This window comes from Xylanimonas ulmi (assembly GCF_004216535.1).
GTDB lineage: Bacteria > Actinomycetota > Actinomycetes > Actinomycetales > Cellulomonadaceae > Xylanimonas > Xylanimonas ulmi.
On the sequence record NZ_SGWX01000001.1, the window covers coordinates 2,455,948 to 2,478,991 of the forward strand.

At 74.4% G+C, this 23,044-nt stretch carries 17 protein-coding genes and 1 tRNA gene; 11 read left to right on the forward strand and 7 right to left on the reverse strand.

The genetic code is table 11. From position 1 onward, the window contains the following. Positions 1-249 precede the first annotated feature (249 nt). The gene (locus tag EV386_RS11395; protein WP_130415064.1) at positions 250-1,836 is read right to left on the reverse strand and encodes a hypothetical protein; all 1,587 of its coding nucleotides are present in this window, start codon (positions 1,834-1,836) and stop codon (positions 250-252) included. A 98-nt stretch (positions 1,837-1,934) separates the two neighbouring features. Then, the gene (locus EV386_RS11400) at positions 1,935-2,546 is read right to left on the reverse strand and encodes a GNAT family N-acetyltransferase (RefSeq protein ID WP_242607933.1); all 612 of its coding nucleotides are present in this window, start codon (positions 2,544-2,546) and stop codon (positions 1,935-1,937) included. 102 nt (positions 2,547-2,648) lie between these two features. Between EV386_RS11400 and EV386_RS11405 the strand changes: the two genes are divergently transcribed. Next, positions 2,649-3,299: a 5-formyltetrahydrofolate cyclo-ligase gene (locus EV386_RS11405; RefSeq protein WP_130415068.1), complete on the forward strand. Its 651-nt coding sequence runs from the start codon at positions 2,649-2,651 to the stop codon at positions 3,297-3,299. A gap of 138 nt (positions 3,300-3,437) precedes the next feature. After that, a complete protein-coding gene (locus EV386_RS11410) occupies positions 3,438-3,806 on the forward strand; it encodes a WhiB family transcriptional regulator (protein WP_130415070.1) in 369 nt (122 codons plus the stop codon). On the opposite strand, the gene EV386_RS11415 is transcribed toward EV386_RS11410, so the two are convergent. Further along, complete coding sequence (locus tag EV386_RS11415) at positions 3,807-6,473, reverse strand: penicillin acylase family protein (RefSeq protein ID WP_242607934.1); 2,667 nt, start codon at positions 6,471-6,473, stop codon at positions 3,807-3,809. It lies immediately after the preceding gene. A 164-nt stretch (positions 6,474-6,637) separates the two neighbouring features. On the opposite strand from EV386_RS11415, the gene EV386_RS11420 reads away from it, so the two are divergent. The 3 genes from EV386_RS11420 (at position 6,638) to mscL (ending at position 8,333) form a co-directional block, all read left to right on the forward strand. After that, the gene (locus EV386_RS11420; RefSeq protein WP_130415072.1) at positions 6,638-6,889 is read left to right on the forward strand and encodes an FmdB family zinc ribbon protein; all 252 of its coding nucleotides are present in this window, start codon (positions 6,638-6,640) and stop codon (positions 6,887-6,889) included. A gap of 127 nt (positions 6,890-7,016) precedes the next feature. Then, the gene (gene cpaB / locus EV386_RS11425) at positions 7,017-7,742 is read left to right on the forward strand and encodes a Flp pilus assembly protein CpaB (protein ID WP_130415074.1); all 726 of its coding nucleotides are present in this window, start codon (positions 7,017-7,019) and stop codon (positions 7,740-7,742) included. A 204-nt stretch (positions 7,743-7,946) separates the two neighbouring features. Continuing rightward, entirely contained in the window at positions 7,947-8,333 is a 387-nt protein-coding gene (mscL, locus tag EV386_RS11430; protein ID WP_130415076.1) for a large conductance mechanosensitive channel protein MscL, read from the forward strand. 6 nt (positions 8,334-8,339) lie between these two features. Here the strand turns inward: mscL and EV386_RS11435 are convergent, their stop codons facing one another. Then, the gene (locus EV386_RS11435; protein WP_130415078.1) at positions 8,340-8,561 is read right to left on the reverse strand and encodes a hypothetical protein; all 222 of its coding nucleotides are present in this window, start codon (positions 8,559-8,561) and stop codon (positions 8,340-8,342) included. Between the two features lie 22 nt (positions 8,562-8,583). Continuing rightward, complete coding sequence (locus EV386_RS11440; protein ID WP_130415080.1) at positions 8,584-12,795, reverse strand: hypothetical protein; 4,212 nt, start codon at positions 12,793-12,795, stop codon at positions 8,584-8,586. 312 nt (positions 12,796-13,107) lie between these two features. Between EV386_RS11440 and EV386_RS11445 the strand changes: the two genes are divergently transcribed. From EV386_RS11445 to EV386_RS11460, 4 genes are all read left to right on the forward strand, one after another. Continuing rightward, positions 13,108-14,370, forward strand: a complete 1,263-nt coding sequence (locus tag EV386_RS11445; protein WP_130415082.1) for an MFS transporter — start codon at positions 13,108-13,110, stop codon at positions 14,368-14,370. Positions 14,371-14,538: 168 nt separating this feature from the next. Continuing rightward, the gene (locus tag EV386_RS11450) at positions 14,539-15,273 is read left to right on the forward strand and encodes an ABC transporter ATP-binding protein (RefSeq protein WP_130415084.1); all 735 of its coding nucleotides are present in this window, start codon (positions 14,539-14,541) and stop codon (positions 15,271-15,273) included. Next, positions 15,270-16,646: an FtsX-like permease family protein gene (locus EV386_RS11455; RefSeq protein ID WP_242607935.1), complete on the forward strand. Its 1,377-nt coding sequence runs from the start codon at positions 15,270-15,272 to the stop codon at positions 16,644-16,646. The genes EV386_RS11450 and EV386_RS11455 overlap by 4 nt, the downstream gene beginning before the upstream one ends. Before the next feature lie 583 nt (positions 16,647-17,229). Then, positions 17,230-18,654, forward strand: a complete 1,425-nt coding sequence (locus EV386_RS11460) for a helix-turn-helix transcriptional regulator (RefSeq protein WP_130415086.1) — start codon at positions 17,230-17,232, stop codon at positions 18,652-18,654. A 7-nt stretch (positions 18,655-18,661) separates the two neighbouring features. Here the strand turns inward: EV386_RS11460 and EV386_RS11465 are convergent. Beyond that, a tRNA-Arg gene (locus EV386_RS11465) sits at positions 18,662-18,734 on the reverse strand. 84 nt (positions 18,735-18,818) lie between these two features. After that, complete coding sequence (locus EV386_RS11470; RefSeq protein WP_242607936.1) at positions 18,819-19,850, reverse strand: ROK family protein; 1,032 nt, start codon at positions 19,848-19,850, stop codon at positions 18,819-18,821. Positions 19,851-20,102: 252 nt separating this feature from the next. On the opposite strand from EV386_RS11470, the gene xylA reads away from it, so the two are divergent. Together xylA and EV386_RS11480 are read left to right on the forward strand one after the other, a co-directional pair. Beyond that, positions 20,103-21,257 carry a xylose isomerase gene (xylA, locus tag EV386_RS11475; RefSeq protein WP_130415090.1) on the forward strand — a complete coding sequence of 385 codons (1,155 nt, stop codon included), beginning with the start codon at positions 20,103-20,105 and terminating at the stop codon, positions 21,255-21,257. A 185-nt stretch (positions 21,258-21,442) separates the two neighbouring features. Next, complete coding sequence (locus tag EV386_RS11480) at positions 21,443-22,927, forward strand: xylulokinase (RefSeq protein WP_130415092.1); 1,485 nt, start codon at positions 21,443-21,445, stop codon at positions 22,925-22,927. Positions 22,928-23,044: the final 117 nt, after the last annotated feature.

Consider the following 23,044-nt stretch of genomic DNA (forward strand, 5'->3'; position numbering starts at 1 on the left):
GCACACATCGCCGCCCGCGGACGCGGCCACTGAGAGTTGATTGCGCTGGCCCGCCGACCGCGAGCGGGCAAAGGCGAGCGTGGCAGACGGACCCACGAGGCTTCCACGGCGCGATGCGCGCTGGCGACCGGCCCGGTCAGGACTTTGTCCCGAACCGCTTCACTGTCCGGGGCCAACGCCGTCGAGCGCGAGCACACAAGGGCGCGGCTCCCCGCGGTCCTGCGCGCGGGCTCCCGCGGCCCTGCTCTGCTATCCCGCCGCGCGACGCCGGGCGAGGATCTGCTCGAGCGGCAGGCCGAGAGTCTCGGTGCGCGGGTGCGCCTGCGAGTCGGCGGGCGGCTTCGCACCGGCCTTTGCGTCCGGGCTCGGCGACGCGGGCTCGCTCGGCTTCGGGGCTCCTGGCGCCGACACGGGGCTCGTCCCGAGCGACCACGATGTGTCGGCCTCGGCGACCTGCTCTCCCCGATCCTCGACGCGCTGCCACGGCGAGGTGGACCAGCCCGTCGAGACAACGGGCTGCGAGACAACGGGCTGCGCGCCCGTGAGCGGCCGCGGCTCGCGCCGCGGCGCAGCGGCCTTGGTCACGTAGGTCGGCAGCGGCACGGGTCGCGGCTCCCAGGGCGTGCCACCAGTCGGCCCGCCCACCGGCCCGGCGGTGCGGGCGGACGGCGCAGCGTCGCCCACCGCTGTCCGGGCGGCGTCGCCCACGGCCGACGGCGTCGAGTCACCCGCGCCCGACGGCGTCGGGTTGCCTGCGGCAGGCCGCATCCGGTCACCCGCAGTCGGCGGCGTCGGGCTGCCTGCGGCAGGCCGCATCCGGTCACCCGCAGTCGGCGGCGTCGGGCTGCCTGCGGCAGACCGCGTCCAGTCACCCGCAGTCGACGGCGTCGGGTTTCCCACTACAGGCCGCGCGGCGTCACGCGCCACAGCCTGCGCCGTCGTCGCCCCACGGTCCGCGCGATAGGCGTCATCGCTCGACGCCCGAGCGCCCGACGCAGTACCCGACGCGGCGCCGGGCGCGCGGCGCGGCTCGCCGTCGGCCTCCTGCGCCACGCCCTCGACCACGGTGACCTTCACACGCGGGATCATCTGCGTCATCGTCGACGACCCGCGCACCGCCCGACCGGTCACACGCGCACGGTTGCGCGGCGCGTGCGGCCCTCCGGCGGCGAGCGCCCGAGCCTGCACGGCACGTCGCTCGGCGGCGCGGCGCTCCGCCGCCCAGCGGGCGTCGGCGCGGCGCGTCGAGGCGGCGGCCGCGCGGCCCAGCGCCAGTACGGCGACCAGCAGCGCCGTCGGCGCGAGGCCCGCGTACCACAGCAGCGGCGTCAGCGGCACGGCGGCCCAGACCACCACGGTCACGATCAGGAGGGCCAGCGTCAGGGCGAGCCTCCGGCGGGCGCGCAGGGCGCGCAGCTCGAGCACGCGCAGGCGTGAGGAGGCGCGCTCGGCGACCTTCGGCTCGGTCATGGGCGTCTCCTCTCGTGCGCTGCGTGCGGGAACGGGCACCTTCACGGGGCCGGGCCCGGCGGTCATCGCCAACAGTCCCGCCTGCGCGGGCCGATCCCGTGCGGGCCGATCGAGTGCCGGCCGATCCAGTGCCGGCCGGTCAGCGACGGGCCGGTCGAGTGCGGGGCGGGCGGTCAGGTCGGAGGCAGGGATTGCGGCGGGCACGTCGCCCGCGGCGACCGCGAGCACGCGCAGCCCTCCTGAGAAGCGGTCGTCGACGCGTGACTCCAGCAGTTGCTGGCGTTGGCGCACGCGCAGCGGCACCCCATAGCCCAGCACCAGGACGAACAGCACGAGGGCTGCGAGGCCTGCTGCCGAGGATTCCACGTGACGACGTTAGGCGAGGCAGTCGCCCAGAACCCGCAGTGTGCTCGGCGTGTCTGTCAAGACCCGTGCGTGGCCTCGCGCACGCCGCCGCCCGGCCCTCACCCCTGCGCGCGCGTGCGCTGCCAGCGCGCGAGCAGCCCCCCGGGCACGTCTTCGCTGGTGAGGGCGAACGTGCGGTGGTCGCGCCACTGCCCCTGGATGTGCAGGTACCTCTCGCGCACGCCCTCGTCGCGGAAGCCGAGCTTCGCGACCACGCGCAGGCTGCGGTCGTTCTCGGGGCGGATGTTGATCTCGACGCGATGCAGGCCCAACACCTGGAAGCAGTAGTCGGTCGCCATGGCGACGGCGGTGGGGATGACGCCGCGGCCAGCCACGTCCTGCGAGACCCAGTAGCCGATCGCCGCCGAGCACAGTGAGCCGTAGGTGATCGAGGAGACGGTCAGCTGACCCACGAGCTCGCCGTCGAGTTCGACGGCGAACGGCGCCGTCGCGCCCGAACGCGCCTGCTGGCTCAACAGCCGCACGTACTCGCCGAACGTCGTCGATCCGGTGGGGCCGCCCGGCGACGTCGCCTCCCACGGCTCAAGCCATGACTGGTTGGCGGCGCGCAGCCGCAGCCAGGTCTGCGCGTCACGACGGCGCAGCGGGCGCAGCAGCACGACGCCGCGCGCGGTGTCCTCGCGCAGGGTCACCGGCCATGCCTTGGTCACCGTCGTCAGTCCTCTCGTGCGCGTCCGCGCCGTCGACCGTGTCACCGAACCCTCGCCCCGCCGCCTGCCACCGTGTCGGAGGGACACTGACACAATGTGCGCATGCGTGGCGACTCCAAAGACGCAATCCGGCCCCAGCCGTACCCCCTGAGCACCGGTATGGAGGCCGCGGACGCCAAAGATGAGCTGCGCCGCGCGATCCGCAAGCAGCGGGCCGCGCGGTCGGCACGCCAACGCGCCGACGCGGCGGTCGCGTTCGCCGATGTGCTGGAGGCGAGCCGCGAGGTGCGCGAGGCCCGATGCGTCGCCGCCTACGCGGCGCGGTCGACCGAGCCGAGCACCGACGTTCTGCTCGCGCGCCTCGCGGCGCGCGGCGTGCGGGTGCTGCTGCCCGTGCTGGGCGCTGGCCTGGCCCGCGACTGGGCTGAGTACCAGAGCGCCGACGACCTGCGCGAACGCGCCCCGGGCCGTCCGCCTGAGCCCAGCGGCCCGACGCTCGGGGCGTCCGCCATCGCGGACGCCGACGTCGTCGTCGCGCCCGCGCTCGCCGTCGACACCAGCGGACGACGCCTGGGCCAGGGCGGCGGCTGGTACGACCGCGTGCTCCAGTTCGTGCCCGACGGCGTCACCGTCGTCGCGATGGTGTTCGACGACGAGGTGTACGACGCGCAGACGCGGCCGCTGCCGATCGAGGACCACGACCAGCGCGTGCACGCCGTGGCGACGCCGCAGGGCTGGCGCGCGCTCGGCTGACGCGCGCTCGGCTGACGCGCACCGGCTGACGCGCATCGGGTGGGGCGTGTCGCCCCACACCTGGGCAAACGCCAACACACCGAGTCAAACCGCGGCATTCCTCACCACACCCGGGCCCTCAACGCCCACGATGGCCCGATGAACGACCAACTCAACGACGAGCCGGTCGGCTGCGCACTGCCGCGCGGCGTGCTCGGCGCCTGCGTGGAGGCCGACCCACGCCTGTTCTTCGGCACCAGCCGCGCCAGCATCACCGCGGCCGTGCGCGTGTGCCGTGAGCGTTGCGTGGTGCAGGCGACCTGCCTCGTCCACGCTCTCGACGCCGGCCAGCGACTGGGCGTGTGGGGCGGCTACAGCGAGGAGGAGCGTCGCCTGATGGTGAGCCTGCGGCGTCGGCGTGACGCCGAGGTGGCCGCCGCGCGCGCCCGCGAGCGGGCGCTGCGAGCGCGAGCGAGCGACGCTCCCCCGCCGCCGCGGCTGCCCCGGCACCTGACCAGCGGCCTGTAGTCAGGGCGTCAGCCTCAGCACGTCCGACGACGCCGCCTCGACCGCGTCGCGCGAGAACGGGAACGGGAAGGTGCTCCCCTGCGCCCACGCGCCGAGCTGGTCGGCGTAGTGCGGTGAGCCGGGGTGCCCCGAGGCGCCGGTCACCACCACCCAGGTCGAGGCGTCGAGGTCACCCAGGTCGACGACCATGCGCATCGACGGCCCGGTGGTGACCTCGAACGAGCCCGTCCCGGCGTTCCAGCCGGTCGCGTTGACCACCGACGACGAGCCGGGCATCGAGACCGCCGACGGGTTGACCAGGCGCCGCACCAGCGCGGGGATCGAGTCCCCACCTAGCACCGGGTGCTCCAGCTGGAGCCGGTGCAGCGTGCCCCAACTCCAGTCGTCGGGGTTCTTCGACATCTCGACGGTCAGGTCGCGACGCGCCGAGACCATCGCCTGGGTGAGGATCTCGTCACGCGACTCGGTGACGTTGAGCGTCGAGCGGTCGTCCCAGAACCTGTCGTCGGGCCGCTCCAGCATGTCGCGCACGACGACGAGCCACTTGCCGCCGCCGTCGGGCCGCATGCTCTCGGGAAGGTCGTCCCAGAACGTGTCCTTCAGCAGGTTGCGCCACACGGCGGCGAAGTAGGCCGCGGCTGGGGAGTCGGCGTCCATGTGGCCGTCCCACTCGCGCAGCAGCCGCTGACCGGCCGCGGTGTGCTCGTCGTCGAGCCGCACGTCGAGCAGCGCGGGCAGCAGCACCTTGGCGAACGCGCTCCAGTCGTCGTTCTGGATGCGGTTGAAGTCGTCGACCGTGAACGGGTCGCCCGAGTCGATCTGCTCCTGGAGCAGTGTGCGGATGCGCTCGGAGCGGAAGCCGTAGTCCCAGTCGTTGGTCAGGAACGGGCCCGTGCCCGCGGGCAGCACCGCTTGGTTGGCGGCGACGATGTACCCGCTCGCGGGGTCGAGGGCGCGCGGCATCTGGTCGGCGGGCACCCACCCCTGCCAGTCGAAGCGCGGGTCGCGCCCGTCGCGCGGCCACGAGCCGTCGGCGGGCACCGGAGAGTCCGGGACGTCGGCGCGCACCGGCACGCGCCCCGGAGCCTGGTAGCCGATGTGGCCGTCGGCCGTGGCGAACACGATGTTCTGCGCCGGCACGTCGAACAGTGCGGCCGCGGCGCGCACGTCGTCGGCGTTCTGCGCGGTGTCGAAGGCGAAGACGGCGTCGGCCGTGCGCCCGGGCGTGAGCGCGGTCCACGCGAGCGAGACGGCGTAGGTGCCCAGCAACGTGCCCTGCTCGGTCGGCGCGCCGGCGACGGCGTCGACGTCGAGCACGTCCGAGATGATCGGGCCGTGCGCGGTGGAGCGCACCGTCAGGTCGATCGCGGCCGAACCGGCGACGCGGATGGTCTCGGTGCGCGAGTCGATCGGCTCCCACTCGTCGCCGCGCTGGTAGGTGTCGTCACGCACGCGCTCAATGAAGAAGTCGGTGACGTCGGCGCCCATATTGGTCAGGCCCCACGCGAGCGCTCCGTTGTGGCCGATGACCACCCCGGGGAACCCCGAGAACGAGAACCCGGCGACGTCGAACGGGCACGAAGCGCTGACCGCGTTGCAGTGCAGGCCCACCTGCGCCCAGATGCTCGGGGCCGCGAGCGCCAGGTGCGGGTCGTTGGCGAGCATCGGCTTGCCCGAGGCCGTGTGGTCGCCCGAGACCGCCCATGAGTTGGAGCCGACGCCCTCGCCCTCGCCGACCAGGACGGGCACGGCGTCGAGCGCGGAGCGCGCCGAGGCGAGTGCGGAGTCGAGGGCTTGCGAGGTGTGCGGCACGACGGCGGCGCTCGCCGCCGCGGGCGCGGCGTCGGCGTCGTCGGCGGGCGCGGCGTCGGCGGGCGCGGCGGGGTCGACCTCCAGGTCGCGCGGCTCCAGGATGGTCGCGTTGCCGCCCGCGGCGTACGACGGGAACAGCTCGTCGACCAGGGAGATGTCTTGGAGCGTCGAGTAGGCCAGCGCGCGGTCGAGCTCGTCGTCGTAGTTGCCGCGCAGGTCCCACGCCATGGCCTTGAGCCAGGCGAGCGAGTCGACGGGGCCCCACGGCTCGGGCGTGCCGACGTCGACGCTCATGCCCAGCACGGTGTACTCGACGGCGATCTCGTCGGGCTCGCGCGAGTCGAGGTAGGCGTTGACGCCGTCGGCGTACGCCTGCAGGTAGGCGCGGGTCTCGGGCTCCAGCAGCGCGAGCTCCTGCTCGGCGACGCGCCGCCAGCCGAAGGTGCGCACCACCTTGTCGGCGTCGATCGCCTCGGGCACGTTCCCGACCAGTTCGGCCAGGCGCCCCGCGGTGACGTGGCGGCGGTAGTCCATCTCGAAGAAGCGGTCCTGCGCGGCGACGAACCCCTGCGCGCGGAAGAGGTCCTCGGCGTCGTCGGCGTAGATCTGCGGCACGCCGCGCTCGTCGCGCACCACGCGCACGTCGCCCGTCAGTCCCGCAACCTGCGCGGTTCCGCTGGTCTGCGGCAAGGGGCGGCGCACGACGACCGTCGCGAAGGCCACCGTCGCGGCCAACGCGAGCACCGCCACGACGGCGACGACGACGACGACGCGGCGCAGCCGCGACCTGCGGCGACGGGGCGCGTGGGCCGGGGGCTGCTCTGACTGGCCGGCGGCGGTCACGGGTGCTGACACGCAGGCGAGACTACCGTGACGGCCCTGGTGCAGGTCCGAACGGCCCCACGGCTGGCATCCAGGCGCGTATCATTGGCACTCGGTAAGCCTGAGTGCCAGTCGCCCGACGCCCCGCGGCGGTCGCGGCCGCGCACCCGCCAGCGTCTGTTTTCCGAGGAGAGTCCGTGCCCACCTATGCCTATCGGTGCGCCGCCTGCGGTCACGCCTTCGACATCCACCAGTCGTTCACCGACGACGCCCTCACGGTGTGCCCTGAGTGCGGAGGCGACCTGCGCAAGCAGTACGGCAGCGTCGGTGTGACGTTCAAGGGGTCGGGCTTCTACCGGACCGACTCGCGCGGGTCCTCGAAGTCGTCGACGACGTCGAAGCCCGCGAAGTCGTCGTCCTCGTCCTCGTCGAAGGCCGCCTCGGCCTGATCCACCCGTCACGCGACGGCGTCCCAGGGCGGCGAGCCCGCCCCCAGGGAGCCGTCGCGTCCGTGTGTCCACAGTCCCCGGCGTACGCCCCGCCGCGGACGGCGCCCGCCGCCTAGCGTCGGCGGCCATGACGACCCCGGATCCCCGCGCGCGGCGCACGCTCGCCCGACGACGGCGGGGGCGCGCCGCGCGCCGCGTGCTGTGGCGGGCGCGCTTCGCCGTCGTGGCGATCTGCTGCGGCGTGGCCGCGTCGTCGGCGGCGCAGGCGCTGCGCCCTGAGCCGCCGCCCACGCGCGACGTCGTGGTGGCCGCACGCCTGCTGGCCGCGGGCGCCGAGATCCGCCGCGCCGACGTGGAGGTGCGGGCCGTCCCGGTGGCGCTGGCTCCGACCGACGCGCTGACCGACCCCGCCGACGCGGTCGGCCGTGTCCCACCCGTGCCGCTCGCCGCGGGGCTGCCGCTGTCCGCCGAACTCGTGGCCGGCGGCGCCGTGACGGCCCTCGCGCCCGAGGGCACGGTCGTGGTCCCGGTGCGGCTCGACGACGCCACGGCGGCGCTGCTGCGCCCCGGCGACCGCGTCGACCTGGTCGCGACGTCGTCGCTGGGTGTCGATGACGCCGCCTATCTGGCCAGGCGCGCACTGGTGCTCCCGTCCGCCGCGCGCCGGGGCGAAGGCGATGGCGGTGGTGACGGAAGTGGCGGCGTGGGCGGGCTGCTCGGCGGGGCGTCGACCGGCGGGGCGTCGACCGGCGCGGGACCGCCGGTGGCGCTGCTCGCCGTCGACCCGGCCGAGGCGCCGGGACTCTCAGCCGCGTCGGGCATGGGCGCGGTGGGGGCGGTGCTGGTGCCGTGACAACGCCGCCGACCACGGACGGCGCCGTGGCACTGCCCTGGCGGCCGAAGTGTCGCGTCTCACCGATCGATCTGCCCGGATGGGGTGGTTTGCGCTTGCAGGCCCGGGGCGCCGAACGCAGAATCCGTGTGCCACTGGCGCCACCGCTCGGCGGCCGCGCCCACACGATCCCAGCCGTGCCCACACCTTCTCAGGGGGAGTCCCATGCTCAAGGGTTTCAAGGAGTTCCTGCTGCGCGGAAACGTTCTCGACCTCGCCGTCGGCATCATCGTCGGCACGGCGTTCACCGCCGTCGTCACCGGCCTGACGAACGGCTTCCTGACGCCGCTCATCGCGCTCATCTTCGGCCAGCCCGACGTGAGCAAGGTGCTCTTCCACATCGGCAAGACCGCGTTCCCGATCGGGGAGTTCCTGCAGGCGGCGCTCAACTTCGTCATCGTCGCGGCGACGCTCTACTTCGTGGTCGTCGTGCCGGTCAAGCACCTGACCGAGCGCATGAGGCGCGCCGAGGAGCCCGCCCCTGAGGAGCCGGCCGCGGACGTCGCGCTGCTGACCGAGATCCGCGACCTGCTCGCCAAGAGCGCCCGCTGAGCTGACTCAGCGACGGCCCCAGTGGGGCGGCACGTCCCGCAGCAGGCGGTCGTCGTTGTCGCCGTGGCCGCCGCGCTCGTCGGCGCTGACGCCGGAGACCTGCTCGCGCTCGGCGCCCGGGCGCACGACCCGGCGGGGGCGGCGGCGCGAGGTCCGCTCGGGGCGCGGAGCCTGCTCGGGGCCGGGATCCTGCTCAGGGGTGGCGCGAGGCTCGTCGTGGTCGGTCACGAGGGCATTGTCTCGCGGGCGGTCACCCACCCAGCGGCGGCGTGTCGTCCTCGTCGTCCTCGTCCGGGAGCACCGGGACCACCACCTCGCGCGGCGGCACCACTCCCCCGACCGTGCCGACGCGCTCGTCGCGCACCTGCTGCACGAGGCGCCGCACGCGGTCGGCCTCACCGTCGGGGTCGAGGAACGCCGCGGCGCTCCACACCTGCGTCACCACCCACCCGAGCCGCTCAAGCCGCTCGGCGACCTGCCGCGTGCGCACGCGCACCGACGGCTCGGCGACATAGGCGTCGTCGTCGGTCAGCACCGCGACCAGCAGCTCCCCGGGCAGGTCGGGGTGGCCCACGACGAGCGGGATGTGGTCGCCGTCGGGCAGGCCGTAGTCGGTCTCGACCAGGTAGCCCAGCCGCCACAGCCGCTCCCCCAGGTCGACCAGCAGGCGGTCGGGCGCCGCGGAGACGTCGACGCCGTTGCCGAGCGCGACCTGGTCGGCGACGTCGGAGCGCTCGTGGGCGAACTGGAGCACCTCGGCCAGCAGCCGTGGCCCGTCGCCGCGCAGGCGGTCGGGGTCGAGGTCGCCCGCCAGGAAGCACGTGACCACGCGCAGCCGGCGCCGGGTCGCGCCGAGCGCGCCGAGCAGCATGGCGTCGCCGCCGGGCTCGCTCAGCACGCCGAAGCGGTGCAGCACACGCCCATGCGGGGTGCGGCCGAACCCGAGCGAGAGCACGATCGCGTCGCGTGAGAGCCCTGAGGCGCCGGTGACGTCGGCGACCACGACGGGCTCGGGGCGCGAGCCGGAGAAGAACGGCGCGAGCGCCGGGTTGGCGCGCACCTCGGCGAGCAGCGCCTCACGGATGCGGTCGGCGTGCGTCGAGGTGACCGTGACGACGGCGAGCGTCTCCTCGGGCCTGGTCAGGGCGTGCTCGATGGCGAGCTCGACGACGCGGTCGACCTCGGCCTGCGTCGACTCGACGGTGCCCGACGCCGGGTCGGGCATGCCCGCCCCGTCCACCAGGTCAAGGTGCACCAGGGCCTCGGCGCGCGGCAGCGGCGCGGGACGCACGAGCCCCGCGTACCCGTGGCGGGCCAGCAGCCGCGTGAGCTCGGGGTCGCGCCGCGACTCGCGCGGCTGGACGGTGACGTGCGGCAGCACCGCGGCGAGCTCGTGCACCGCCGTGCCCGACGCCGAACGCCGGTCGCCGACGACGACGATCTGCCGCCCGCGGGCCAGCGCCGGGACGACCGACTCCAGCGGCACGTGCTGGACGGCGTCGAGCACGACGAGGTCGACCGTGCGCTCGGCGGGCAGCAGGTGCGGCACCAGGGTGGGCGTCGAGACGACGGCGGGGCGCAGGCGGCGCAGCACCTCCCCGTGCCCGGCGGCCAGCTCGCGCAGCGAGGTCAGCCGCCCCTCGATGAGCTCGGTGAACAGCGCCTCGGCGTCGTCGCGGTCCTCGCGCATCGCCGTGCCGAGGTGGGCGCGCACGGCCGCGCGCACCGGCCCGGACAGCGACGCGATATGCCGTCGGTCGAGCTCGCGGAAGCGGCGGGCGAGCGCGTCCAGGCCCGCGCCGTCCTGCCCGGCGAGCGCCGGGTCGGCGGCCAGCAACTGCTCGAACACCGAACTCCACCACGCCAGGTCGAGTTCGGCCTCCACGAGGCTCGCGTCGACACGCCGTGACGCGAGGTCGTCGACCAGCTCCCCGAGGCCGGCCGCGCGGACCCGGCGCAGCGCCGCCGTCCGGGCGGGCAGCGTCGCGAGCGCGTCAGCGTCGTCGGCGAGGGCGTGCAGGCGTGCGGTGAGGTCGTCCAGCGGCAGGTCGGCCAGGCCGGCGCCGAGCGGCGTCGTCGCGAGCACGGGCTCGAGCGCGTCGAGGTCGATGCGCACCGCCTCGTTGGTGTCCTCGATGGTCGCCAGCCCCTCGGGCAGCACGGGCCAGCCGCCGCGCTCGGCGTGCTGGGCCCACACCTCGCGCTGCGCCTGGACCTCCAGCAGCGCGGCGTGCATGTCGGGCACGCGCACCCCGGGGCGCACCATGTCCTTGGCCCGCTTGCGCAGCCGACGCCGCGTGAACCAGCCCATGTCGACGTCGTGCGCGGCCCGCCACTTGCGCGACGCGGTCGCCTGGACCATGTCGGCGGCGGTGCGCTCGAAGACCATGGGGTGGAACAGGTCGAGCGTGCCGCGCATCCCCGCGAGCATCTCCAACTGCTCGCCGAAGGCGCGCACCGTGGTCGGCGGGGTCAGCCCCGTGACCTCGGCGACGAAGACGACCTGCCGCAGCAGTTGGGGCAGCGTCGTGTCCTTGAGCCGGTTGACACGCGTGAGCGCCTCGCGCGCGTCGTCGTCGCTCAGCAGCATCGCGTCGTACCAGGGGGTCGAGGTCGCGCGCAGCGTGAAGGCGCCCAGGTCGGCCGCCTCGCGCAGCGCCGCGGCGGCCTCACGGCGCGCGTCCGCCCCGAGCGCGACGACCGTCGTGGCGGGCAGCCGCACACTGGTCGACGGCGAGGGCCGCTCGGCGGTGAGCCGGGCGAGCGCCTGCAGCGCGTCGTACGCGGAGACCTGCCACGGGGCACGGCTCAGGTGCAGCGCCGAGATGTACCCGGACAGTTGCGCGCTCGCGCCGATGAGCGAGTCGCGCAGCGCGGCCACGCCGTCGTCGTCGAGATGCTCGGGCTCGCTGGCCATGGCCGTCAGCAGCCGCCGCGCGACGTCCTGACGCCAGGTGGGCACGGGCGGCACGTCGAGCAGCAGCCCGTCCAGGTCGAGCGTCTCTAGCCGCGCGGCGAGCGCGTCGGCCGCGCGGCGGTGCCCGGTCACGTACAGCACCGAGCGCCCGGCTGCGGTCGCCTCGGCGACGACGGCGGCCACGGTTCCGGCGGCGTCCGCGCCCACAGGGGAGTCGACGTACAGGTGCCCGCCCGTGGCGAGCGCGTCGACCACGTGCCGCTGGTACGGGTCGAGGTCGCCGACGCCGCGCTCGTAGCCGGGCACAGGGTCGGCGCCGGCCGGAGCCGGGACGTCGAGCGCGCCGACCGCGGTGGCCGCCGCCTCGACGCCCGCGAGCGCCGCGACCACCTCGTGGCGCACGAGCGACGGGGCGAGCTCGTCGATGTCGTCGACGAGCGCCTGACCCGGGTGCACGAAGGTGCCGACCAGCATGCGCCGGTCGAGCGTGAAGTCGTCGAGCACGGCGGCGCCGAGCGCCGAGACGCGCTCCAGCACGTCGGACGGCTCGAAGCCGGCGGTCGAGAAGGTCGACTGGGCGAGCGAGGCGGGGTCGAGCAGGGCGCCGTGGGCGCGCAGCGTGCGCGCGACGATGGGGTTGATCTCGGCGGTGGCCTCAAGCGTGAGGTCGTAGTCGGACTCGCCGTCACCGCGCGGGGTCAGCGTCACGGGCCGCAGCAGCACGGGGGCGTGCACGACGCGCGGCGCCGCCTCCTCCTCGCGGGCGTCGGACACGGCCGACGTCGGCGCGGGGCGCAGGGCGGTGCGTGCGGCGACCGAGACGACGGGCAGCGACTGGGTCAGCAGCGGAGCCTCGTCGGTCGCGGCGGCCTGGGCTGCGGGCTCACCCTCGGGCGCGACGGCGTCGGCGGGCGACACCGCGTCGACGGGCGCCGCGTCGGCGGGCGACACGACGTCGGCGGGCGCCGCTTCGGCGGGCGAGCCATCGTTCTCCGGCGTCGGCCCTGCGAGCGCCGGGCCACCCGCCTCGGCGAGCGCCGGGCGCGGGGCGCGCCGCGTCGCGTCGGCCAGTGCGGACACGTCGTGCGTCGGGCGGCCGGTGGGCGGGTCGCCCGCAGGCTCGGTCCAGGTGGCGACGCCGATCGCGAGGTAGGTGGGGGCGAGCCCGAAGCGTTGGGCGTGCTCGGCCGAGCGCATCGACACCGCGCGCGCACGCCGTCGCGCGGCGGGCAGCGTGGCGCCCTCGCGGATGAGGTTGGACAGGCGGGTGGGGCGACCGGCGAAGAGTTGCGCGACGCCCGACGGGTGCGCCGCCGACAGGTCGATGACCGCCTCGCCCAGCAGTCCGACGTCGGCCAGCGTGGAGCCGCCGACCTGTTCGACGAGGCGCTCACGCCATCGCGCGACCGCGGCCGCGACGGCCTCGTCGGAGGTGGGCGGGGTGACCAGGCGTGGGCGCGGGGCCGCGGCGTCGTCGGCGCCCGGCGAAGCGACCGACGGCTGGACCTTCGCGCTCGCGGTGGAGGTGCGTCGAACGGCGTTCACACGCGCCACGGTAAGCAACGACACGCCCGCATCTGGCGGCGGCACGCCGACGCACCGCGAGCCGCGACGAAAGCGGGCGCGGCGCGGACACGACGATGCCCTTCGGCAGGGGGTCCGAAGGGCATCGTTCCGGGCATGGCCCGGTTCGTAAAGCGGTGCGCACCACGCAGGGGGCGGGCAGTACGCACCGCTACACCGAGTCTGGCGCGAACGCGGGCGCGCGTCAACCACTCTTGGACGGCCGTCCAAGACTCCCCAGGCCGCCACAGGGCGCGGAAATCGTTCCACGGCCGACGGCGGCCGTAGACTCCCATGCCCGTGAACCGGGTCCTCGACGTGGTCGCCCCGCGTCGGCTCGGGCGGCCCTACCGCTGGCTGTTGGGCGCCGCGTGGACCAGCAACCTGGGCGACGGCGTCGCGCTCGCCGCGGGGCCGCTGCTGGTGGCCTCGCAGACGAGCTCGGCCATGCTGGTCGCCCTGGCCGCGCTGCTGCAGCGCCTGCCGTGGCTCGTGTTCGGCCTGTGGGCAGGGGCGATCGCCGACCGGCTCGACCGCCGCCGCGTCGTCATGGTCGCCAACGTGCTGCGCGCGATCGTCGTCGCGCTGCTGTGCGTGGCGATCGCGACCGGCGAGGTGAGCATCGGCGTCGTGCTGGCGACCATGTTCCTGTACGGGGTGGCGGAGGTCTTCGCCGACACCACCGCGCAGACCCTGCTGCCCGCGCTGGTGCCGCGCCCGCACCTGTCGGTGGGCACCCACCGCCTCCAGGCCGCGTTCCTGACGTGCAACCAGCTCGTCGGCCCGCCCGTCGGGGCGTTCCTGTTCGCGCTCGGCGCCGTGCTGCCGTTCATGGCCCAGGTCGTGTGCGCACTTCTCGCCGTGGTGCTCGTCTCACGCATCGCGGCCTCGCCCGCGCCCGACGGCGCCCCCGGGCTCGCCGTGCCGCGCGACGGCGAGCGCACCCACGTGCGCCGCGACATCGCCGAGGGGTTGCGCTGGATCGCCGGGAACGCCGCGGTGCGCACGCTCGCGCTGGTGATCCTGGTGTTCAACGTGACGTGGGCGGCCGCCTGGTCGGTGCTCGTGCTGTGGTCGCGCGACCACCTGGGCATGAGCGAGGTGGGCTTCGGCCTGCTCACGACGGCGTCGGCGGTGGGCGGGCTGATCGGCACCGCGCTGTACTCGCGCATCGAGCGGCGGTTCTCCCTCGCCACCGTCATGCGCGCGTGCCTGCTGCTGGAGGTGGCCACGCACCTGGCGCTCGCGCTGACCACGGCGGGGTGGCTGGCGATCGTGATCATGCTGGAGTTCGGCGCGTACGCGTTCGTGTGGGGCACGGTCTCGACGACGGTGCGCCAGCGCGCGGTGCCGCAGCGCTTCCAGGGGCGCGTCGGGTCGGTCTACATGGTGTGCGTGTTCGGCGGCCTGGTGGCCGGGCAGGGGCTGGGCGGGCTCATCGCCGAGCGCTGGGGACTGACCGCGCCGTTCTGGTTCGCGTTCGCGGGCGCGGGGGTGACGCTCGCGCTCGTGTGGCGCCAGCTCGCGCACATCGCCCACGCCGACGCCGCGGGCTGAGCCCCGACGCGATGATGGGCGCCGACGTCGCGGGCTGAGCGCCCACATCGAGGCCCGCGCGGGCTGGGCGGGCTGACACGGGCGCCGCCCGCCTACGACCAGGGTCGGACGCAGCAATCCCACCGCGGGGCGATGTGGGGCGCGGTGTCCCGCTGCCAGCCTGGGGGCATGACACCGATCCTCGCCGCCCGCGGCCTGACCATGGTCTATCCGGGCTCCGCCACCCCCGCCCTCGACGGCGTCGACCTCGACGTGCTGCCCGGCGAGTCTGTCGCCGTCATGGGCGCCTCCGGCTCGGGCAAGACGACGCTGCTGCACGTGCTCGCCGGCATCCTGCGCCCGACGTCGGGCGCGGTCACACTCACGACGGCGTCCGGGCCCGTTGCCGTGCACGAGCTCGACGACGCCGGACGCTCGCGGCTGCGACGCGAGGCGCTGGGCTTCGTGTTCCAGCAGGGGCTGCTGCTCGACGAGCTGTCCGCGCTGGAGAACGTCGCCGTGGCGCGCATGCTCACCGGCGTGCCACGCGCACAGGCCGAGTTCGAGGCCGCGCGATGGCTTGAGGCGCTGGGGCTCGTCGGGCTCGAGCGCCGGCGGCTCGGCGCACTGTCGGGCGGGCAGGCGCAGCGCGTCGCGATCGCCCGCGCGCAGATCACCGGCGCGAGGCTGCTGTTCGCCGACGAGCCCACGGGCGCGCTCGACTCACGCACCGGCGCCGAGGTGCTCGACCTGCTGCTGGGGGCCGTCGCGCAGGGGCGCACGCTCGTCGTCGTCACGCACGACGGCCAGGTCGCGGCGCGCTGCGACCGCGTCGTCGAACTGCGCGACGGGCGCGTGGTGGCGGACTCGAGCCGGGCGGACGCGGGCGGCACTGGTCCCGCCCGGCAGGGGTTCCTCTCGTGAGCGCCGCCACCACCACGGCCCCCCTCGCTCTGTCGCTGCGCACGACGCTCGCCCTGGCGCGCCTGTTCGCGCGGCGGCGCGACGGCGACCGACTCGCGGCCGCGCTCCCCCTCGCCTCCTTCGCGCTGGTCACCGCCCTGTTGCTGGTCGTGCTGGGTGGCGCGCAGGCGTTCTTCCGGATGGACGGGCCCAACGCGGGCGGTTACGTGGCGCTCGCCGTGATCGCGCTGTCGTTGCTCGTGGCGCCGCTGCTCACGCTCGGGGCGGCGGCCGCCCGGCTGTCGGCGCGGCGGCGCGACGACCGGCTCTCCTCGCTGCGTCTGCTGGGCGCGACGCGCCGCACCGTCACGGCGCTGACGGTCATCGAGGCGGCGTCCGTGGCGCTGGCGGGGGCGGTCGCCGGGACCGTCGTGTACGCGGGGCTCGCCCCGCTCGTCGGTCTGCTGCGCTTCGCCGGCGAGCCGCTCGGCGCGCAGATGTGGCTGCCCTGGTTCTGGCTGCCGGCGGTGTGGCTCGGCGTCGCGCTGGTCGCCGCAGGGTCCGCGGCGATCGGGCTGCGCGGCGTCGTCGTCACCCCGCTCGGGGTGCGCACCCGGCAGCGGCCGGGGACGGCGCGCGGGCGCCGCGCGATCGTGGCCGCCGTCGTCGTGCTGGGCGCCGCGTGCACGACGACGGGGCTGGGCACGCTCGGCGAGTACGGCGGGTTCGCCGCGGTCGTGGCGGGCATCGCCGGGGCGTTCGCGTGCGGGCTGCTCGCGCTTGACGCCGTCGGCCCCTGGTACGTGCGGGTGCGCGCGCGGCGTCTGCACCGGCACGCGCGCGACGTGCCGCGGCTGCTCGCGGCCCGCATCGTGCTCGAAGACCCCAAGGCCGCGTGGCGGCAGGTGGCCGGGATCTCGGTGACCACGTTCGTCGGCGTCGTCGCGGGCGCCGGGCTCGCGCTGGCCCAGGGCAGCGCCAGCTCGCGCGAGGACGCCTGGCTGCTCGCGGACATCCGCACCGGCGTCGTCGTGACGCTCGTGGTCTCGTTCCTCATGGCGGCCTGCACCGTGGCGATCAACCAGGCCGCCGCGACGCTCGACCGAGCGCGGGTGGCCGTCTCGCTCGACCGGCTCGGGGTGCCGCGCACGCTGCTCGCGCAGGCCGCGCGCCGGTCGGTGATGTCGGTGCTGTGGACCGTCGTGGTCGGCTCGGCGGCCGTCTCAGCGGTGCTGCTGCTGCCCATCGTGGGCGCCGCGGTCCTCACCCAACCCCTGGCGGTGGCGGTCATGGTCGCGGTGTTCGCGGCGGGGTTCGCCCTGGTGCGAGCCGGGGCGTCGGTGGCGGCGCGGCTGACGCCGGGGATTCTCGCCCGACCCGAACGGGCGCTGTGAGTGGGCGCCCGCAGGGGCGACCCGAGCCTGGGCGGTGGCGGCGTCGTGTGGGCGCGGACCCCAGTGACCGCCACACTCTGCCGTCGATCCGAGGACCGACGTGCCTGCACACCGCCCAGGCCGGCTTAGACGCTCACCGGCCCGCCCCCTGCGCGGGGCCGACGAGCAATCCCGGAGTCCCCCTCGCCCCGCCTTGCCGAATTGCTCCGGCTCCTCGGTCCGAGGGAATCTCGCTGCACTGATCATCTGGCGCTCGAAGAATCATCCGGGCCGGATCGATCGACTTTTCACCTTCCCTTTCACCCCTCGACGCGGGCCGCACCCAAAAAAACGTGATCGCAAACGCTTTCAACTCGGACAACACCATTCCGCGTGGTGGGCGAGGGCACTCGGTTGTACGTTCCTCATGGCCCGACTCCTGATTGCCGCACAACGATGTGTCAAATGATCGCCAGGGTTGGATCCGGAAAGAGGTGACCTGTTCGTGCCATACCTTCAGAGAACCGACCCGCTGAGTGAAGGCGCCCCATCCATCCACCCACAAGCGCCCGACCCACCGCGCCGGTCTGGTCTCGACGAGGCCGTGGGCGCCGTCCTGTCGTCCTCGCTTCCTGGGGCAGCGCGACCGCCCCGCGCGGCGATCGACGCCGTGCTCGGCGCGCGCGGCGGCGCCGTGCAGTGGCAGACGCAAGCCGCTCGCGCGCTGTACAAGGCCGCGCGCGTGCGCGCCCTGCTGCTGACCGGTCGCGCGGACGAGGCGGGCGCGCTCGCCGACCGCGAGGCGCTCGCCGCGGTGTCCACCATCACCGGCGTGTGCGCTCCCGCGGCGCGCGCCCTGGCCTTCGCCGCGATCGCCGAGGCGTACCTGCTGACGGGCAGGCTGCGCGACGCCGTCGCGTGCGCCGGGCAGGTCGCCGATTACGCGGCCGGCGCCGACGACGACCGCGTCCTGTTCACCGGGCACGCGCTGCTCGCCGCCGCGTTCACCATGAACGGCGAGGTCGCCGTCGGCGTGGACCAGCTGGCCTCGGCGAGGCGACTGGTCACCGCCCACGGCTGGCAGGTGACCTCATGGGCGCTGACGGTCACCACGGTCCTGACGGCGCTGCGCCGCGGAGACGTCGGCGAGATCGAGGACGCGGTGTGCGCGTTCGAGCGCTCGGCCTGGGACCCCGTCCAACAGACCATCCACACCCTGTGCCGCTGCCACCTGTACGGCGCCCGGGGCGAGTACGAGCGGGCCGTCTCGACGGCGCAGTCGCTCGTCCACGGCGCCGCGGGGTCGGTCGCGCCGTCGTTCCTGGTCGACCACCTGGTCGCCGCGCAGGCACTGGCGCTGCTGCAGCTCGGCGATCCAGCGTCGGTGCTCAGCGTCGTGGGCGAGCGCGCCTCCGCCCCGGACCACCCCGTGTGCCTGGAGGCGCTGGCCGCCACCGCGCATCTCCAACTCACCGAGCCGCGCAAGGCGCTGCGGGTCACCGACCGCTGCGTGCACCGCAACCCGCACCACAGCCCCGCGAGCCTGGCCTCGGTGCACGTGCGCCGGGCCGTGGCCTACGGGCGCCTGCGCCAGACCGAGCACGCCGACGCCGAGTTCTCGCGTGCGACCCACCTCGCGGTCGAGCTCGGCGCCGTGAGTCCGGCGCTGGGCCTCGACCTGGGCGAGCTCGCCGCGCTGCACCAGCGTCTGCGGCGGCGCGAGCCCGAGTTCGCGCGCCACCTCGCGGCGCTGCTGCCCGCGAACGTGTCCCGCACGGCGCCCAAGCCGCTCGCGTTCCGCCCGCCGAACCTGACCAAGCGCGAGGCGCTGCTCGCGAGCTGGCTGCGCACCGAGTGCACGCTCGTCGACATCGCCAAGGCGTTGCATGTCTCGCCCAACACCATCAAGACGCAGGCCCGGTCGCTGTACCGCAAGCTCGGGGTCGGCTCGCGCGAGGAGGCGGTCGACCTGCTCACGCAGACGGGGCTGTACCCGGCGCCCGAGGGCGTCTGCGAGGGCGAGGGGTGATCTCGGGTGCCCGCGGGCGGACTCGAACCGCCGACCCTTCGTTTAGGAGACGAATGCTCTATCCACTGAGCTACGCAGGCCTGCCGCCGTCGGCGGCGTGACGCCAACTCCCCGGCGTCCGGACAAGCCTACCGGCCCGCCGCGACCGCCCTCACCTCGCTGGCTCAGACCCAGTCCGCCGGAGCCGCCAGCACGCCGCGCAGCACCTCGCGCGCCCCACCCGCCATGGCGGCGTAGGGCCCGGCGGCGGCGCCGCGCACCGTCACGGGCGCGAAGGGCGCCGAGAGCACGCGGTCGTTGAGCACGTCGGTGACCTCCTGGCGCAGCCACGGCAGCAGTGTCGTGTAGGCGCCGCCGAGCACGATGGTGCCGACGTCGACGAGGTTCACGAAGTCGGCGAGGGCTGATCCGAGCGCGAGCGCCGCGCGCCGCGCGGCCTTCTCGGCGGCCTCGTCGCGGGTGTGCAGCGCGTGCACGAGGGTCTCGAGCGGGGCGTCGGCGGCCAGGCCGGCGGCGCGCATGACGGCGTCCTTGCCGGCGTACTGCTCCAGACAGCCGAAGGCGCCGCAGCCGCAGCGCGGTCCGGCGGGATCGACGACGACGTGCCCGATCTCGCCGTTCCAGCCGCGCTCGCCGAGGAAGAGCTCGCGGTTGACGATGATCGCGGCGCCGATGCCGACGTCGGCCGAGACGTACAGGAACGAGGGGGCGACGTCGCCGTTGAGCTCGGCGAGCCCGGCGAGCTTGGCCTCGTTGGCGACCTCGACGTGCAGCCCGTCGAGGCCGAGCGGCGCGATGGGCTCGAGCGAGGACCAGCCGAGGTTGGGCGCGACCTGGAGCACGCCGGCGCGGGTGTCGACGAGGCCGGGCAGGGCCAGGCGCGCCCCGGCGACGCGCATGCCGTCCTCCACACACACGTCGATGAGCTCGCGTGCGAGCTTGCCGACGCGCGGCAGGATCTCGGCCGGATTGCTGTCGTGAAATGATCCTGGCTCGACTCGCTCATCGACGATGTCGCCTGTGAGGTCCATCACACTCACGCCGAGGTAGTCGACGTTGACCTCCAGGCCGACGCCTACGACAGATCGCGCCGCCGGGACGAGCGGAACTGCCGGCCGTCCCGCCCGCTGAGCGGAGATCGGCGCCAGCTCAGCGAGCAAACCGCCCGCCACCAGCCGATCTACGAGCGTGGACACGGTGGCTCGCGCCAGTCCGGTGGACGCGGCGACATCGGCGCGCGACAGTGGATCCGGCGAATCAAATACCGCCCGGGCGACCAGTTCCAGGTTGCGCTCACGCAACGTGTGCTGGCGGGCGGCTGACCCGAGAGACGTCGTCTGCGAATCGGCTGGCACGCCTTGACTGTAGCGGAGCGCCACGCAATAGTTCAGCCGTACAACTAATGCCGTGCGGGGTTGCTGCGCGGCTCGACGAGGAGAAGACAACCCGTGAGCGACATCAAGTACTCCTTCGGCCTGTGGACCACCGGCTGGCAGGGCGTCGACCCGTTCGGTGACGCGACCCGCCCGCACCTCGACCCGGCCGAGAACATCCGCAAGCTCGCCGAGACCGGCGCGCACGCCTTCACGTTCCACGACAACGACGTGTGGCCGATCGACGCCACCGAGGCCCAGCGTCAGGCCGCCATCGACTCGGTCAAGGCCGCGTCGGAGGAGACCGGCCTGGTCTGCGAGATGGTCACGACCAACACGTTCTCGCACCCGGTCTTCAAGGCCGGCTCGTTCACCTCGAACGACCGCTCGATCCGCCGCTACGGCCTGCGCAAGGTCCTCAAGCAGGTTGACCTGGGCGCCGAGCTCGGTGCGACCACCTTCGTCATGTGGGGTGGCCGTGAGGGCGTCGAGTACGCCAACTCCAAGGACCTGGGCACCGCGCACGCGCGCTACGCCGAGGGCATCGACACCGTCGCCGCGTACATCAAGTCGAAGGGCTACGACATGCGCGTCGCCCTCGAGCCGAAGCCGAACGAGCCCCGCGGCGACATCTTCCTGCCGACGATCGGCCACGCCATCGCGCTGATCAACACGCTCGACAACGGCGACATCGTCGGCGTGAACCCGGAGACGGGCCACGAGCAGATGGCCGGCCTGGACTACACCCACGGCCTCGCCCTCGCCCTGTACGTCAACAAGCTGTTCCACATCGACCTCAACGGTCAGAACGGCCCGAAGTACGACCAGGACCTGGTGTTCGGCCACGGCAACCTGCTTTCGGCCTTCTTCACGGTCGACCTGCTCGAGAACGGCTCGCCGAACGGCACGATCGCCCCCTACCAGGGCTACCGCCACTTCGACTACAAGCCCTCGCGCACCGAGTACATCGACGGCATCTGGGAGTCGGCCGCGGCGAACATTAAGACCTACGAGCTGCTCGCCGCCGCGTCGAAGGCCTACCGCGCCGACGCCGAGGTCCAGGCCGCGTTCGAGAAGGCCGGCGTGCTGGACGCCTCGACGACCCTCGCCGCCGGTGAGTCGTTCGAGTCGTTCCTCGCGGAGCCCGACGAGGACATCGCCTCGCTCGGCAAGCGCCACGAGGGCCTGGTGCACCTGCACCAGCTCGCCCTCAACCACATCCTCGGCTGACCCCCCCTCGGGTCACCCACCCCAGGCGAGCCCCGTCACCCCCAGGTGACGGGGCTCGCCCCCCATACCCCCCCCGTTTCCCCCGTCGAGGTACCGGTCCTCCGGCGAAATACCGTCCCTCGGTCACCGTGGACGACGTCGGTGACCGGATTCCGGTACCTCGGCGTTCGTTCTTTGGAGTTCTTGTGGCACTGGTTGCTGGGGTGGACTCGTCCACCCAGTCTTGCAAGGTTGTGGTTCGTGACAGTGACACCGGTGTGCTGGTGCGTAGTGGGGCGGCGAAGCATCCGGACGGGACGTCCGTCGATCCGCGGCACTGGTGGACGGCGTTCCGCGAGGCCGCGGAGAAGGCGGGCGGGCTCGCCGGTGTCGCCGCGCTGGCCGTCGGCGGCCAGCAGCACGGCATGGTCGCCCTCGACGCGCAGGGCAACGTCGTGCGCGACGCCCTGCTGTGGAACGACACCCGCTCGGCACAGGCCGCCGAGGACCTCATCGTCGAGCTCGGCGACGGCGACCGCGCCGCGGGCGCGCAGGCCTGGGCCGACGCCGTCGGCTCCGTGCTGGTCGCCAGCCTCACCATCACCAAGCTGCGCTGGCTGCGCGACGCCGAGCCCGAGAACGCCGCCAAGGTCGCCGCCGTCGCGCTCCCCCACGACTGGCTGAGCTGGCGCATCGCCGGCTACGGCCCCGCCGGCGACCCGACCGCGCCGCTCGGCCCGCAGCTCGACAAGCTCTTCACCGACAAGTCCGACGCGTCGGGCACCGGCTACTACGACGCCGAGGCCGACGGCGGCGCGGGCGCCTACCGCCGCGATCTGCTGAGGCTCGCGTTCGGCCGCGACGACATCGTGCTGCCGCGCGTCATCGGCCCGACCGAGTCGGGCGCGCTCGCACACCCGTCGGTAGCGGGCACGGGCGCCACGCTCATCGGCCCCGGCGCGGGCGACAACGCGGGCGCCGCGATCGGCCTGGGCATGGCGCCCGGCGACATCGCGATCTCGATCGGCACCTCGGGCGTCGTCTCAGCCGTCGCGCCCCGGCGCACCGCCGACGGGTCGGGCGCCATCAACGGGTTCGCCGACTGCACCGGCAACGCGCTCATGCTCGCCGTCACGCTCAACGCCGCCCAGGTGCTCGACGCCGCGCGCGCGATCCTCGACGCCGACTTCACCCAGCTCGCGGACCTCGCGCTCGCAGCCCCGGCCGGGTCCGACGGCCTCGTGCTGGTGCCCTACCTGCAGGGCGAGCGCACGCCCAACCGCCCCAACGCCTCGGGCACGCTGCACGGCATCCGCCTGAAGAACCAGACGCGCGCGCACATCGCCCGCGCCTACATCGAGGGCATGCTGTGCGGCCTGGCCGACGGCCTCGACGCGCTGCGCGCCCTCGACGTGCCGGTCGAGCGGGTCATGCTCATCGGCGGCGCGGCCCAGTCGCCCGCCGTGCAACAGATCGCCCCGCAGATCTTCGGCCTGCCGATCTCCATCCCGGCGCCCGGTGAGTACGTGGCCGACGGCGCGGCCCGCCAGGCCGCGTGGGTGCTCGCGTCGTCGGAGGCCGGGGCCCCGGTCGACGCGCCGGCGTGGTCGACGGAGATGACGACGACGCTGCCAGCCAACCCGGTGCCGGTGGTCCGCGAGCAGTACGCGGCGGTGCGCGACCTCGTGTGACGCGCAACTGTGGTTTCGACGGGCTCAACCGCCGCCACCCCGGGTGGTTGAGCCCGTCGAAACCACACGCCACACAAACCGCACGCCGTCGAAACTCCTGGGGAAAACCCCAGTCCG